The 15,482-nt window shown below is 39.0% G+C and carries 14 protein-coding genes; 13 read left to right on the top strand and 1 reads right to left on the bottom strand.

Annotated features, from left to right (window positions below):
- The first annotated feature begins 41 nt into the window (after nucleotides 1-41).
- The 11 genes from dnaX to ACPDG9_RS09745 all read left to right on the top strand — a co-directional run bounded on the left by dnaX (nucleotide 42) and on the right by ACPDG9_RS09745 (nucleotide 12,503).
- The gene (dnaX, locus tag ACPDG9_RS09795; RefSeq protein WP_430527578.1) at nucleotides 42-1,127 is read left to right on the top strand and encodes a DNA polymerase III subunit gamma/tau; all 1,086 of its coding nucleotides are present in this window, start codon (nucleotides 42-44) and stop codon (nucleotides 1,125-1,127) included.
- Between the two features lie 80 nt (nucleotides 1,128-1,207).
- Nucleotides 1,208-1,882: a hypothetical protein gene (locus ACPDG9_RS09790; protein ID WP_430527577.1), complete on the top strand. Its 675-nt coding sequence runs from the start codon at nucleotides 1,208-1,210 to the stop codon at nucleotides 1,880-1,882.
- A 15-nt stretch (nucleotides 1,883-1,897) separates the two neighbouring features.
- Nucleotides 1,898-2,728, top strand: coding sequence for a CvfB family protein (locus ACPDG9_RS09785; RefSeq protein ID WP_430527576.1), 831 nt, complete (start codon nucleotides 1,898-1,900; stop codon nucleotides 2,726-2,728).
- Nucleotides 2,729-3,429: 701 nt separating this feature from the next.
- A complete protein-coding gene (prpB, locus tag ACPDG9_RS09780; protein ID WP_430527575.1) occupies nucleotides 3,430-4,323 on the top strand; it encodes a methylisocitrate lyase in 894 nt (297 codons plus the stop codon).
- 1 nt (nucleotide 4,324) lies between these two features.
- A complete protein-coding gene (prpC, locus tag ACPDG9_RS09775) occupies nucleotides 4,325-5,476 on the top strand; it encodes a bifunctional 2-methylcitrate synthase/citrate synthase (RefSeq protein WP_430527574.1) in 1,152 nt (383 codons plus the stop codon).
- Between the two features lie 27 nt (nucleotides 5,477-5,503).
- Nucleotides 5,504-6,955, top strand: a complete 1,452-nt coding sequence (locus ACPDG9_RS09770; protein WP_430527573.1) for a bifunctional 2-methylcitrate dehydratase/aconitate hydratase — start codon at nucleotides 5,504-5,506, stop codon at nucleotides 6,953-6,955.
- A gap of 80 nt (nucleotides 6,956-7,035) precedes the next feature.
- Entirely contained in the window at nucleotides 7,036-8,532 is a 1,497-nt protein-coding gene (locus tag ACPDG9_RS09765; RefSeq protein WP_430527572.1) for a CoA-acylating methylmalonate-semialdehyde dehydrogenase, read from the top strand.
- Between the two features lie 14 nt (nucleotides 8,533-8,546).
- The gene (locus ACPDG9_RS09760; RefSeq protein WP_430527571.1) at nucleotides 8,547-9,707 is read left to right on the top strand and encodes an acyl-CoA dehydrogenase family protein; all 1,161 of its coding nucleotides are present in this window, start codon (nucleotides 8,547-8,549) and stop codon (nucleotides 9,705-9,707) included.
- A gap of 11 nt (nucleotides 9,708-9,718) precedes the next feature.
- The gene (locus ACPDG9_RS09755; RefSeq protein WP_430527570.1) at nucleotides 9,719-10,825 is read left to right on the top strand and encodes an enoyl-CoA hydratase/isomerase family protein; all 1,107 of its coding nucleotides are present in this window, start codon (nucleotides 9,719-9,721) and stop codon (nucleotides 10,823-10,825) included.
- A gap of 11 nt (nucleotides 10,826-10,836) precedes the next feature.
- Nucleotides 10,837-11,718 (top strand): 3-hydroxyisobutyrate dehydrogenase, encoded by an 882-nt coding sequence (mmsB, locus tag ACPDG9_RS09750; RefSeq protein ID WP_430527569.1) that lies wholly within the window; start codon nucleotides 10,837-10,839, stop codon nucleotides 11,716-11,718.
- Entirely contained in the window at nucleotides 11,718-12,503 is a 786-nt protein-coding gene (locus ACPDG9_RS09745) for an enoyl-CoA hydratase/isomerase family protein (RefSeq protein ID WP_430527568.1), read from the top strand. Before mmsB ends, ACPDG9_RS09745 begins: the two co-directional genes overlap by 1 nt.
- 64 nt (nucleotides 12,504-12,567) lie before the next feature.
- Here the strand turns inward: ACPDG9_RS09745 and ACPDG9_RS09740 are convergent, their stop codons facing one another.
- Nucleotides 12,568-13,554, bottom strand: a complete 987-nt coding sequence (locus ACPDG9_RS09740; RefSeq protein ID WP_430527567.1) for a diaminopimelate dehydrogenase — start codon at nucleotides 13,552-13,554, stop codon at nucleotides 12,568-12,570.
- 352 nt (nucleotides 13,555-13,906) lie between these two features.
- On the opposite strand from ACPDG9_RS09740, the gene ACPDG9_RS09735 reads away from it, so the two are divergent.
- Together ACPDG9_RS09735 and ACPDG9_RS09730 are read left to right on the top strand one after the other, a co-directional pair.
- Nucleotides 13,907-14,536 (top strand): hypothetical protein, encoded by a 630-nt coding sequence (locus tag ACPDG9_RS09735; RefSeq protein WP_430527566.1) that lies wholly within the window; start codon nucleotides 13,907-13,909, stop codon nucleotides 14,534-14,536.
- A 33-nt stretch (nucleotides 14,537-14,569) separates the two neighbouring features.
- Nucleotides 14,570-15,367, top strand: a complete 798-nt coding sequence (locus tag ACPDG9_RS09730; protein WP_430527565.1) for a S41 family peptidase — start codon at nucleotides 14,570-14,572, stop codon at nucleotides 15,365-15,367.
- The last annotated feature ends 115 nt before the right edge of the window (nucleotides 15,368-15,482 follow it).

Genomic DNA, 15,482 nt, shown 5'->3' with positions numbered 1-15,482 from the left:
CTTTCTAAAAATTAAGCTACCTTTGCATTAATAGTGATTTTATGGAACAATTTATCGTATCAGCAAGAAAATATAGACCGCAAACTTTTCAAGAAGTTGTAGGACAACAAGCCATTACTAATACCTTAGTGAATGCTATTGAGAGCAATCACTTGGCACAGGCTTTATTGTTTACAGGACCTAGAGGAGTTGGAAAAACAACTTGTGCGCGTATTTTAGCCCGTAAAATTAATCAAGTGGGGTATGATGATCCTACAGAAGATTTTACGTTTAATGTCTTTGAATTGGATGCGGCTTCGAATAACTCTGTGGATGACATTCGAAACTTGATTGATCAAGTACGCATACCTCCACAGACAGGTAAATACAAAGTGTATATCATTGACGAGGTTCACATGTTATCGACTGCGGCTTTTAATGCCTTTTTGAAAACATTAGAAGAGCCACCGCGTCATGCTATTTTTATCTTGGCGACAACAGAAAAGCACAAGATTATACCAACGATACTATCGCGTTGTCAAATATTTGATTTTAAGAGAATTACAATAGCTGATGCAGCGGATCATTTAGCTTTAGTAGCGAATAGCCAAGGCATTACTTACGAGCGTGATGCGTTGCGTATTATTGCACAAAAAGCAGATGGTGCCATGCGCGATGCTTTGTCTATCTTTGATCGTGTGGTTTCGTACTGTGGAAAAAATTTAACCAGACAAGCTGTTGCAGAAAATTTAAATGTACTTGATTTTGAGTATTACATTCGCGTAACGGATTTAATTTTATCGAATAATATCCCAGCTTTGTTAACTTCTTTTGATGCTATTTTAGCTAAAGGGTTTGACGCACAACATTTTATTGCAGGCTTAGCTTCTCATTTTAGAAACCTAATGGTTTGTAAAACGCCAGAGACGGCTGCTCTTTTAGAAGTTGGGGAACACGGTAGACAATTGTTTGACGAACAGGCAAAAAAAGCAAGTGTAGGGTTATTATTGGAAGCCATTGACTTAGCTAATGAAGCAGATTTGAAATTTAAGGCAAGTCAGAATCAGCGATTATTAGTTGAGTTGTGTTTAATGAAATTGGCGTCTTTATCTTATGAAGGCGAAAAAAAAAAGATAAATCTTTCATAATTCCCGCTCAAGCTTTACGTACAGTAGATTTAAATGCTGTTGTTGAAGTACCCGAAACTCAAGCTATCGTAGAACAGCCCGTGTCTATTCAACAAGAAGAGGTGATGGCACCCGTGGTAGAAGCACCTCAGGAGGATGATTCCCCACAGACCTTGTTTGGTGCAGTAGAGCAAGAAGCAACGGCTTCTCCTGCTGTTGCTCCAACGGAGACTGAAACAGAAGCTGTTTTTACGGCAAAGACAGTCTCAGCGTCGGAGTCAGAAAAAGCAACAACACCTCCTGTTGAGCGAAAAGTATCCGCCTTGTCTCTTTCGAGTATTCGTGCACGTAAAGAAATGGAATCCTCTTTAGAAAAAAAGGTGATTAACCCAGACGATTTACCCAAAGACCCCTTTACAGCAGAGCAATTCATGGACGAATGGACGAAATACGCGGATAAGTTGGCACGTTCTGGATTCATGTTAATGGCTTCATTAATGGGAATGGTTCCTCCAGTGATTAAGGGAACTACTGTTTCGCTGGAAATGCCAAATGAAGGTTCTAAGTTGAGTTTCGATGAAAATAAGTTTGACTTAGTCAATTACCTACGTAAAAAACTGAGTAACTATGATTTAGAAATTGAGATCATCGTTAATGAAGAAGTAAAAATTCAAAAAAGAGTACTAGATAAAGAAGATAAATTAGTTCGTTTTATAGAGCTAAATCCTGCCATGCAGTATATGAAAGAAATCTTCGATCTAGAATTTAAATACTAGTAAAAATAATCGTTTATGATTAACATTGGAAATGACAATACGTTAAAAGTAGCAAGGAAAACGAGCATTGGTTTATATTTAACCGATGGCGAAACCGATATTCTTTTGCCGAATAAATACGTACCAAAAAATATTGAAGTAGGAGATGAGATTGTAGTTTTTGTTTATTTAGATCAGGAGGAAAGACCTGTAGCTACGACCTTAGAGCCCTATATTTACATTAATGAGTTTGCCCTTTTAAAAGTGAGCTTTACCAATAAATTTGGTGCTTTTTTAGACATGGGATTAGAAAAGGATTTATTTGTTCCTTTTGCAGAGCAAGCGCGTCCGATGAAGGAGGGAAATTACTATTTGGTCTATATGCACCTTGATGAGAAAACCAATCGTTTAGTAGGCTCAAGTCGATTAAATCAGTTTTTGAACAATGACGAAATTACAGTTGCTGTTGGAGAAGAGGTTGAGTTGGTGGTTTCTCATATTACGGATTTGGGAATAAACGTTATAGTGAACGAGAAGCACAAGGGATTGATGTATAAGAATGAAGTTTTCGAAGATTTGAGAACAGGAGATCGCATTGTTGGTTTTATTAAGAACATTCGTCCTGATGGAAAAATTGACGTTTCAAGAACGAGAGTTGGAGTAGAGGCAATTGCCGATGGGGCAGAACAGGTTTTAGCCGCATTAGAAGAGAACAACGGATTTTTAGGCCTTTCGGACAATAGTCATCCCGAAGACATTAAAACAGTCTTAAACATGAGTAAAAAGATGTTTAAAAAGGCAATTGGAGGTTTGTATAAAGAAAAGAAAATCACCATCACAGAAAAGGGAATCTTTCTTGTGAAATAAGATTGAGACATAAAAAACAAAAGCACCTGATTTACAGGTGCTTTTGTTTTTTATGTTTAAGTGTTACTAAAACTAAATTAGCGCGTGAAGGAGGAGGGAATTCCTCCTTTTTTTTAGCGCCGTACTTTGGCTGAGCAGAGAGGGATGTTCTGCTTTTATTTCTTTGTGTAGTTCGCAAGAAGTCCATAGAGCGAAAAAAACAACAGTATTTTTTCAGCAAAAACACCTACAGTAACTTAAAAATCAGTATATTGAAACAACCAAAAAACAGCTGGGGTAGCGCATAGACCTAAAGCGAAAGTCTTGCAAATACTGGAATTCTAAACGTAGCGTGAAAGTGAGTAGCCTTGATTTTAGTTGAATCCTAGCTTTTTTTGAAAGATTTTGTCTCTGTACAAAAAATAATTTTATTAGAAATCCGCAATTTTAGCTCTTGTAGCTTGTCATTTCTTCTTAATAAAGGGTTAATTTAACCTGTGTTTTGTCTATTCGACAGTATTTAACTTTTGTTTGACTGATTTTATTTTATGGAAATTTAGATATAAAAAAGTTTTCAATAAAAATATTCATATATTTATCAAATATAAGTAGTTTGTCTGCGGTTGAGGCTATGAGGGCAGTGCTATTTAGCCTTTCAAAGATTCACCGAACTAGGAGCAGGATATTTATATATAAGATTTAGAATATTAACAACCATAAGAATGAACAAAACAAACAATTTCAAATCTCCCGGATTACTTTTTAGGGAGGCGATGCAGAAGGAAAGTCCCCTCCAAATTGTTGGCGCTATCAATGCGAACCACGCTCTACTGGCACAACAAGCAGGATTTAATGCTATTTATTTATCAGGAGGAGGTGTTGCTGCGGGATCATTAGGCGTACCAGATTTAGGAATTACTACATTAGAAGACGTTTTAATCGATGTACAACGCATTACCAATATATGTGATTTACCGTTAATGGTAGATGTTGACACTGGATTTGGTCCGTCGGCATTTAACGTAGCAAGAACAGTAAAGTCATTAATAAAAGCAGGAGCAGCAGCCTTACACATCGAAGATCAAGTAGGAGCAAAGCGCTGTGGACACCGTCCAGGAAAAGAAGTAGTAAGCAAGCAAGAGATGGTTGATCGTATTAAATCGGCTGTTGATGCGCGTACAGATGAGCATTTTGTTATCGGTGCTCGCACCGATGCTTTTGCAAATGAAGGGTTGGAAAGTACGTTAGAAAGAGCAATTGCATATAAAGAAGCAGGAGCGGATTTCATTTTTGCAGAGGCTGTACCTGATTTGAGTTTTTACCAAAAATTTGTTGACGCAACAGGTATTCCTGTACTAGCCAATATTACAGAGTTCGGAATGATCAAAATGTATACGGTAGAAGAATTAAGAGCAGCAGGTGTTGGCTTAGTATTGTACCCGCTGTCAGCTTTCCGTGCAGCAAATAAAGCAGCGTTGAATGTATACACTCATCTTCGCCAAGAGGGGACACAAGCCAATGTGTTAGATACAATGCAAACTCGTGAGGAGTTGTATCAAAGTATCAACTACCACGATTATGAGCAAAAATTAAACAACCTATTCAAAAAACAATAATATGTCAAATAACGAAACAACTTTTAAGCCAAAGAAAAGCGTAGCCCTTTCGGGAGTTGCAGCTGGAAATACGGCTTTATGTAGCGTTGGAAAAAGCGGAAACGACTTATACTATAGAGGATACAATATTTTAGATTTAGCGGAAAACGCTGAATTTGAAGAAGTAGCTTACCTTTTGATTTACGGGCATTTGCCAAACGAAGCACAATTAAAAAACTACAAAGCTAAATTAAAATCACTGCGTGGATTACCCAAATCAGTGCGCAGTATCTTAAAAAATATACCCGCTGCAGCGCATCCGATGGATGTTATGCGATCTATGGTTTCGGCTATCGGTACGATTCAGCCCGAAAAAGAGGATCACAATACAGCAGGAGCGAGAGATATTGCCGATAAATTATTAGCTTCTTTCGGTTCGGGATTATTGTATTGGTATCATTATACACACAATGGAAAAGAGATCGAAGTAGAAACAGACGACGAAACAATCGGAGGGCATTTCTTACACATGTTACACGGTAAAAAACCATCTGAATCATGGGTAAAAGCGATGCAAGTTTCCTTAATCTTATATGCAGAACACGAATTTAATGCTTCAACGTTTACAAGTCGTGTGATTGCGGGAACAAATTCTGATTTTTATTCTTGTGTAACAGGTGCAATTGGCGCTTTAAGAGGACCAAAGCACGGAGGAGCTAACGAAGTAGCTTTTGAGATTCAAAGTCGTTATAACGATGTAGATCAAGCAGAAGAAGACATCAGAAGTCGCGTGGCAAATAAAGAAGTGATCATTGGTTTTGGACACCCGGTTTACACGATCTCTGATCCGAGAAATGTCGTGATCAAAAAAGTTGCTGAAGAATTGTCAAAAGAAGCAGGAGATATGCTTTTATACAATATTGCAGAACGTTTAGAGCGCGTGATGTGGGAAGAGAAAAAAATGTTCCCGAACTTAGATTGGTTCTCTGCCGTATCGTACCACCAAATGGGAGTACCGACTTTGATGTTTACCCCTTTATTCGTAATCTCTCGTATTACAGGTTGGAGTGCCCATATTATGGAGCAACGTCAGGATGGAAAAATCATTCGTCCAAGTGCGAACTATGTAGGACCAGAAAACAAAGATTTTGTCTCAATCAAAAACAGAAAATAAATTAATAACTAAAAATAAGTATTTAAAATGTCATTACACATTTCAAACGAAAGACCACAACCAGATCAAGTATTAGTGGACATTGCGGATTACGTATTAAACTATGAAATTAAAAATGAATTAGCTTGGAAAACAGCACATTACTGTCTATTAGACACTATTGGATGTGGGTTAGAAGCTTTAACATATCCTGCATGTACTAAATTATTAGGACCTGTAGTAAAAGGTACAGTAGTTCCCAATGGAGCAAAAGTACCAGGAACACAATTTCAATTGGATCCGATTCAAGCGGCGTTCAACATTGGAACAATCGTACGTTGGTTAGATTTCAACGATACGTGGTTAGCAGCGGAGTGGGGACACCCATCGGATAACTTAGGGGGGATTTTAGCTACTGCAGATTGGTTGTCAAGAACAAACCTAGCAGAAGGAAAAGAACCTTTAAAAATGAAACAAGTTTTAGAAGCGATGATCATGGCACACGAAGTGCAAGGGGTAATGGCTTTAGAAAACTCATTTAACCGCGTTGGTTTAGACCACGTCATTTTAGTAAAATTAGCTTCTACAGCCGTAGTAGGTAAATTGATTGGTTTAACACGCGATGAGTTAATCAACGCGATTTCTTTGGCTTTCGTAGATGGACAAGCTTTGAGAACGTACCGTCATGCTCCTAACACAGGAAGCCGTAAATCATGGGCAGCAGGAGATGCAACTTCTCGTGCGGTTCGTTTGGCTTTAATGGCAAAAACAGGAGAAATGGGATATCCATCTGTATTAACAGCTAAAACATGGGGATTCTATGATGTTTCATTCAAAGGAAATGCATTCAAATTCCAAAGAGATTACTCTTCTTATGTAATGGAAAATGTGTTGTTTAAAATTTCATTCCCTGCGGAGTTCCACTCACAAACGGCAGTTGAAGCAGCGATGACGTTACATGCAAAACTAAAAGAGTTAGGGAAATCAACAGAAGATATTAAAAAGATTACGATTCGCACGCACGAAGCGGCTATCCGTATTATCGACAAAAAAGGTCCATTAGATAACCCTGCAGACCGTGACCACTGTATTCAGTATATGGTTGCTGTTCCTTTAATCTACGGTAGATTAACTGCAGCAGATTACGAAGATAACATTGCTTCAGATCCAAGAATTGACGTATTACGCGACAAAATGGAGTGTGTGGAAGATGTTCAATTCACAAAAGATTATTTCGATCCAGAAAAACGCTCTATTGCAAACGCTTTAACTATTACGTTCAATGACGGTTCTTCAATTGATGAAGTAGTAGTAGAATATCCAATCGGACACAAACGCAGAAGAGAAGAAGGTATTCCTGAATTAATCAAGAAATACAAAATTAACTTAGCGCGTATTTACCCAGAAAAACAACAACGAGTAGTGATGGAAAACTCATTAGATTACAATACATTAATTAATCTAAACGTAAACGAGTTCGTTGACTTACTAGTTATCTAAGCTTATAAAACAAGAGTTGATTGTAAAATCAACTCTTGTTCCTTACAAGCAACCACCAACCCAAATAAATGATGAATATTATGACACAAAAAATAAAACTATTTGTAAACGGAGCATTTACAGAGAGTAAAGCAACTGCGTACCTACCTGTAGAGAATCCAGCAACACAAGATATATTAGCAGAAGTTCCTTTAACTCAATTAGAGGAAATTGATGAGGCAATTGCCTTAGCGGGCGAAGCCTTTAAAACGTGGAAAGAGGTGGCAACGCCAGAACGTGCCCGTTTATTTTTAAAATACCAACATTTATTAAAAGAACACCAGCAAGAAATTGCTGAGATATTAGCTACAGAAAACGGAAAGACCCTAGCTGATGCGATGGGGGATGTTTGGAGAGGGATTGAAGTGGTAGAACACGCTTGTTCTATTCCGACCTTGATGATGGGAGAAACCGTTGAAAACGTAGCACGTGCGGTAGATACGTATAGTTACATTCAACCTTTGGGTGTATGTGCGGGTATTACGCCATTTAACTTCCCGGCGATGATTCCTCTGTGGATGTTCCCGATGGCTATTGCGTGTGGGAATACCTTTATCCTAAAGCCTTCTGAGCAAGCGCCAATGACGGCTATGAAATTAGCTGAATTGTTTCAGCAAGCAGGATTCCCTAAAGGTGTTTTAACTATTGTACACGGATCTAAAGATCAAGTGAATCACATTTTAAATCACGACGATATCCGTGCGATTTCATTCGTAGGATCTGTACCTGTAGCGGAACACGTGTATCGCACAGGAACGCACAATTTAAAACGCGTGCAAGCATTCGGTGGAGCAAAAAACCACATGGTTGTCATGCCAGATGCAAATAAACAACAAGTAATCAATAACTTAGTAGGAGCTTCTTGCGGTGCTGCAGGTCAGCGTTGTATGGCTATTAGTGTAGCTGTACTCGTAGGAGAAGCGCAAACTTGGGTAAATGATATTAAAAACGCACTAAGTACAATCAAACCCGGTGTTTGGTCAGATGATTCAGCGGCTTATGGACCGTTAATTAACAAACAAGCCAAAGAAAAAGTATTGCGTTTAATTAAAAGCGGATACGATCAAGGAGCCGAGGTTTTATTAGACGGAAGTGATTGTGTGGTGCCAGGGTATGAAAAAGGTTATTTTGTAGGACCAACGTTGTTTAATAAAGTAACGACGGATATGGATATCTATAAAGAAGAAATTTTCGGACCAGCTTTATTATTAGTAACAGCAGATACGTTAGATGAAGCAATTGAGATCATTAACAACAACCCTTACGGAAATGGTACATCAATTTTTACGAATTCAGGGGCAGCAGCGCGTAAATTCCAACATGAAATTCAGGTAGGACAAATTGGAGTAAACCTTCCAATTCCAGTGCCATTACCGTTTTTCTCTTTCACAGGATGGCGTAAGTCTTTCTTTGGAGATTTACATTCCTACGGAAAACAAGGGGTTCGCTTCTATACAGAGACCAAAACGATCACGGCTCGTTGGTTTGAGGAAGATGTACCTGGAGGAAAAGTAAATATGACTATAAATCTTAAATAGGGGGAGTTCGTATTATGCAGTTTAATTTAGATGAAAATCAGTTAGCCTTTCAAGATGCAGCAAGGAGTTTTGCAGAAAAAGAATTAGCTCCGTATGCATCAGATTGGGATGCCAACAAAATATTTCCACGTGAAGCGATCCAAAAGGCTGGAGAACAAGGTTTTTGTGGCGTTTACACGAGAGAAGATGTAGGGGGATTAGGATTCTCCAGATTAGATGCCGCAATTATTTTTGAAGAATTAGCCGCAGCTTGTCCTTCTACAACGGCGTATATTACTATTCACAATATGGTCACTTGGATGATTGACGAATTTGCAACAGAAGCAGTTCGCCAAGCTGTTTGTCCACCCTTAGCAGCAGGAATCAAATTTGGTTCCTACTGTTTGACAGAACCGGATTCTGGCTCTGATGCAGCTAGTTTAAAGACTACCGCAGTAAAGCAAGGAGACAACTATATTCTAAACGGTACCAAAGCGTTTATTTCAGGAGCGGGAGAAAGTGATTTCTTAGTTGTTATGGCACGTACAGGAGAAGCAGGTCCTAAGGGAATCAGTGCTTTTGTTGTTCCGGCAGATGCGGCGGGAATTAGCTTTGGTGAAAAAGAAAAAAAACTAGGTTGGAATACACAACCGACTCGTTTTGTGTTTTTTGACCAGGTAGAAATACCAGCAGAAAACTTATTGGGCAAAGAAGGAGATGGTTTTAAAATGGCTTTGAAAGGATTAGATGGAGGGCGTATCAATGTCGGAATCTGTTCTGTTGGAGCTGCTCAAGGAGCCTTAAATCTCGCCCAGCGTTATATGCATGAACGCATGCAGTTTGGCAAATCCCTAGCGCAATTTCAAGCCTTACAGTTTAAAATTGCGGACATGGTTACTGAATTAGTAGCAGCGCGTCAAATGGTGTACTTAGCTGCTTTTAAATTGGACTCAAAGGACGCTAATGCAACGACGTATTGTGCGATGGCTAAGCGTTTAGCTACGGATAACAGTTTTACGGTTTGCAATGAAGCGCTACAATTACTAGGCGGTTACGGTTGTACGCAAGATTTTCCTGTAGAGCGTTTAATGCGCGATGCACGTGTGCACCAAATTGTGGAAGGAACAAATGAAATTATGAAATTAGTTATTTCAAGAAGAATATTAGAAGAAGGAGCAACGACTGAAATACGATAATACAAGAGAAAATGAGTTTAATACTAACAGAGATAAAGAATAAAGTAGGTTTCATTACGTTGAATTCAGAAGCAACGCTGAACTCCCTTAATTTGGAGATGATCGAAGCTTTAACAGCTGTGATGACCTCTTGGAAAAACGACAGTGAAGTAGCTTGTATCTTTATTCAAGGAGCTGGAGAAAAGGCGCTTTGTGCTGGTGGAGACGTTAGACAATTGTACGACAATATTATCGCGCAACGTCAGGTTGACGCTACGCAAGTAGCCGCGGGTTGTTTTGATTTTTTCTCCAAGGAATACGCCTTAAATTACGACATTCAAACCTATCCAAAGCCTATTGTGGTATGGGGACATGGAATTGTAATGGGCGGTGGAATTGGCGTTATGGTAGGAGCTTCACATCGCATCGTTACAGAGCGAAGTAAATTAGCGATGCCAGAGATCACCATTGGTTTATTCCCAGACGTTGGAGCCACGTGGTTTTTAAATCGCATGCCTTCTGCTTATGGCTTGTATTTAGGATTAACAGGCGCACGTCTGGACGCAGCGGACTGTCGATTCTTAGGTTTAGCCGATTACTATATGGAATCAACGGCTAAACAAGCGGTTATTGATGCATTAGTAGCGGTTAATTGGGCTGCTAATGCCAAAGAACAGGTAGATGCCGTTTTAGAACAAATTGCGAAAAACTATCAAGTAGGGGTTTCACAAGCGCAAGCCCACGAATCGTTTATTCAATTGTTTGAAAAGGCGACAACACTTCAAGAATTTCGTACAATTTTGCATGATTATACAGCAAAAGACAGCTGGATAGAAGCAGGTGTACAGAGTTTTGAAAAGGGTTCTCCTAGTTCGGCACACGTTATTTTTAGACAGCTACAGGATGGAAAGTCATACAGCTTGGAGCAAGTATTCCAATCGGAATTGAACTTAGCTTGCCAATGTTGTATACATCCAGATTTTGCAGAAGGTGTACGTGCTTTACTAGTAGATAAAGATCAATCTCCTAAGTGGCAACCTGCTACTATAGAAGAAGTTACGTCTGATTGGGTAGAGGGATACTTTAAGCCACTTTGGACGAAAGAGAATTGCGTTTTAAAGCATTTAGGTAAAAACTAAAACGAAAAAGTATGGCAAAAATAGCTTTTATAGGCTTAGGAAATATGGGGGGGCCAATGGCTGCCAACCTACTAAAAAAAGGACATCAAGTAACTGGATTTGATTTAAGTGAGGTTGCTTTAAATCAGTTGGTTGCTCAAGGAGGAAAAGTAGCTAAATCCGCACTAGAAGTTGCGCAAGGCGCAGAAGTAGTGGTATCTATGTTACCTTCCGGAAAACACGTGGCAGATTTGTACAGCGTTGAATTTATGGAGCAATTGCAACCTAATGCGGTTATCATTGACAGTAGCACAATTGATGCTGTTACAGCTCGTGCTGTTGCTGCTTTAGCGGTGACACAAGGGCATGCGATGATCGATGCTCCCGTATCTGGAGGTACAGCGGGTGCTCAAGCGGGTACTTTGACTTTTATTGTCGGTGGAGCGTCCGCTGATTTTGAGCGTGCAAAGCCCATCTTAGAAGGCATGGGACAAAATATATTCTATGCTGGTGAATCTGGAGCAGGACAAGTGGCTAAGATTTGCAACAATATGTTGTTAGCGATTCACATGATTGGTACTTCAGAAGCAATAAACCTAGGAGTACGCCATGGATTAGATCCTAAAGTATTAAGTGAGATTATGCAAAAGAGTTCGGGGAGAAACTGGTCCTTAGAGGTGTATAATCCTTACCCAGGTGTTGCAGAAAACACACCCGCATCGAAAGGGTATGCAGGTGGTTTTGCTGTAGATTTAATGGCTAAAGATCTTGGACTAGCAGCAGAGGCGAGTTTAGATACAAAGAGTTCGACCCCTTTGGGAAATGCAGCACTAAACTTGTATAGAATGTGGAGTGAAGCAGGAAATGGGAAGTTTGACTTTTCGAGTATTATCAAATTTTTAAACCAGCAATAATGATGAATTTTGAAACTTTAATTTACCAACAAGAGGGGTATGTAGGCACCTTGACGATCAATCGTCCGGATGCGTTAAATGCGTTGAATGCAACGGTATTGGCGGAATTGAAATCATTCGCGGATCAAGTAAAAGACAAAGGAGATCTTCGCGTTTTAATTATTACGGGTTCTGGAGAAAAAGCCTTTGTTGCAGGTGCTGATATCAAAGCGATGCAAGGCATGTCTCCAGAAGAAGCAATGGCTTTTTCATATACGGCTCAAGCTGCATTTAATGCAATAGAAGGATTGCCTATGGCAGTTATTGCTGCTGTGAATGGCTTTGCTTTAGGCGGAGGTTGTGAGTTGGCTTTATCTTGTGATATTATTCTTGCAAGTGAGAAAGCTAAATTTGGTTTACCAGAATCGACCTTAGGCTTATTGCCTTGTTTTGGTGGAACACAACGTTTACCGAGAGCGATTGGACTTTACAAGGCAAAAGAAATGGTTTTTACGGGAGATTTTTATACCGCAGCTGCTTGTGAGGCAATGGGATTTGTAAATCGCGTTGTTCCCGCTGAGGAGCTATTGAACCAAGCGCATGCTATGGCTCAGAAAATCGCTTCAAGAGGACCGATTGCCGTGGCAAAAGCAAAAGATTCGATGCATACAGGCTTTGATCTTTCCCTTGCGGAAGGATTGAAACAAGAAGGTGCTTTATTTGGTACTTTGTTTCATACAGCCGATCAAAAAGAGGGAATAGGTGCTTTTATTGAAAAAAGAACCCCTGATTTTAAAGGAAAATAATAGCGTAAAGCATACAAGAAAGGGCAGACTAAAATTAGTTTGCCCTTTTTTTATTGCTAGATTTTTATAAAAGTTCTTTGCGCAATTGTTCGGCTGATTTTGGCGATAAATAACCTAATGGAATATCAAATACTGTTTTTGCTCCAATTTGTCCTTCTTTGGCCATTTTTGCAATCGCACGGCTAAAGGCAACTAATACAGAGGATGTGAATTCCGGATTACTGTCTAGTTTTAAACCAAATTCAAGATGTTGTTGATTGCCATTTCCTGTTTCTCCGGAGCGTAAAACAAATCCACCATGTGGCATTGCACTGTGATTGCGCTTCAATTCATCTTCCGATATGAAGTGTACCGTTGTATGGTAAGGTTCGAAATAATCAGGCATGGTTTTGATCGCCTGTTCAATCTCTTTCTTATCCGCTTGCTCTTCTGCTACGACGTAACAAACCCTTTCATGCTTTTCTGCTGCTGTAAAAGAAGGATTCTTTCCGGAGCGAACGTCCTCTAAAGCTTTTTCAATCGGCAAGGTATATTGTACCCCGTTTTTAACTCCCGCAAGACGGCGAATAGCATCTGAATGACCTTGGCTCAATCCTTTACCCCAAAAGGTGTAGGTATCTCCTTGTGGTAAAATACTCTCACCTAGTAAGCGCAACATAGAAAACAAACCAGGATCCCATCCTGTGGAAATTAAGCTCAAGGTTTGATTGGCTTTTGCACATTGATCGACTTGAGCAAAGTAAGCTGGGATTTTGGCATGTGTATCAAAACTATCTACTGTATTAAAATGCGTAGCGAGTTGAATGACTTGCTCGGGTAAATCCGTTGAAGACCCTCCACAAAGTATCATGACGTCAATTTTTGCTTGATAATCCAATACTTGATCTAAAGCAATTACTGTAGACGTGGTTTCTATACTTTCAGGAGAACGTCTTGTGAAAATGGCTACGAGTTCTAAATCCGCGTTTTGCTTAATCGCGCGTTCAACGCCTTTGCCTAAATTACCATAACCTACAATACCAATGCGAATAGGGGTTGTTGAATGTGTCATACTATATTTTTTTTGCAAGTAATGCTTTTTGTTTCAAAAGCATCAAAAGTACTCAAAAGTTTAGACAGACTCATTTGTTTTGAAACAAATTACTCCAAAAAGCAAGAGTGGTATCGCTATTCCTTCTCTTTTGCTCTTATTTATCAATTTTGAAATTGAAGTTTGGAAGCGGTAAATAATTTCTTGGCATTACGCACACGCTATAGCTTTTAATGCGAGGTTAGATCACATGATGCAAGAACGGTTTTATTTTCGTCTGCTCAATTAGCACCATTACTTTTTACCTTATATTCTTTTTATTACAATCCTTTTTATAGTTTAGATTTTTTAAGAAATAATACTTATTTAATTTATGAAAAAGATTTATTATGTCATTTTAATGGGAGTTGCTTGTGGTTTTTCATCTTTTTCACAAGTCAAGGATCCTTCGTTCACTAAAGAAGAATTTTTAGAGGATTTCGATATCTTAGTCGAATTGGTCAAAAAGCAACATCCGAATCCCTTTCGCTCTATTTCAGAAGCCGCTTTTGATCAACAAGTAGCGGCCAATCGAAACAAGTTAAAACAAAACCCTTCCTTTGAGAATTTTGTGCTATATAGTCCATTTGGCTTACTCGCAGATACACATTTGAGCTTGAGTACAGATCCTGTTTTTTATGAATCTTACGTTAAAACGATACACCACTTTCCTTTAGAAACCCTTGTTTATGACAATCGTGTATTTGTCAATCAATATACTGTTAATTTGCCTTTAGGGGTGGAGTTAATTAGCGTAAATGGTCAACGTGTAGCTGATTTATTGAAAAGAATACCCAAGGCTGCGGATGGTTTTATCGAAGTAAATTCGCAAAAGGATTTTACGGTGTATCTTCCGTTTTTATTACCTGGGGCAACTTCTTATGATTTGGTTTATAAGGAAGTGAATTCTACTGTGTTGAAATCTAGTAAGCTAAAAGGGGTTCCTTATGTCACTTATGATTAAAATAAAGAAAAGAGTATCTTACCTTTGACGTTATTGGCAAAGAAGACGGGTATTTATGGTTCTCAACTCAATGAAACTACCTATATGCTCACGATTACTTCCTTTAATTTATCAGAGGAATATGCCTATTATTTACTCCAGAATATATTTACCGAGATCAAGCAAAAAAAGCTAAAAAAACTCATCCTTGATATTCGCGATAATGCAGGAGGATCACTAGCTAATATTCCTTTATTTTACTCGTTTATCAGTCAGAGTAAAACATTTAAGAATACGTATAAATACGCGACGAAGGTACCTGAGATTCGCGTGAAAAACTACTTAGTTGATGAGGATGAAAAAGCGTTAAATACCAACGAGATAATCACGTTGAATAACTTCATGAAACAGCGATTTGACAAAAATGAAGCAGATGGATTTTACTACGGCAATAATCGTTTAGAAGAGTATTACGTTGAGCATTACCCCCAAGATAAAGATGCATTTGAAGGGGAGATCGTATTGATCCAAAATAACAATACAATTTCAGCCGCTGCTTATTTTGCTTCTGTTTTTCAAGCGAATAACCGAGGAGTAATTGTAGGGCAAGAAACGGGGAGCTGCAAGAATTTTACCACAGCCGCTTGGTTTTTATACTATAAACTTCCAAATACAGGAATGCTCGCTTCGATACCGCGAAGTGAAATATTTTTTAATACACAAGCGAATGATGCGACTAGTTGTCGAGGAGTTCTTCCAGATTATACCCTTACAGGGGATCAATTTCAGCAGGGCTTACACAACACGCAAGATGCAGAGCTAAATTTAGCCCTAAGCCTACTTAAGGAGTAAGTGTTGCTCAGGCACATAGCGTGAGGCCCCTTCAGTTTACGTTAATCAGGTTATTTTATTAGAGGTTTACTATAACAGGTGGTTTTAAAGCGATTGGCTTCAAACCACCTGTTGT

Source organism: Myroides sp. C6-3 (assembly GCF_050522425.1).
In the GTDB taxonomy this organism is placed as follows: Bacteria; Bacteroidota; Bacteroidia; order Flavobacteriales; family Flavobacteriaceae; genus Flavobacterium.
The sequence above is the reverse complement of the archived record's forward strand: the minus strand, read 5'-3'. Positions and strand labels throughout refer to the sequence as shown.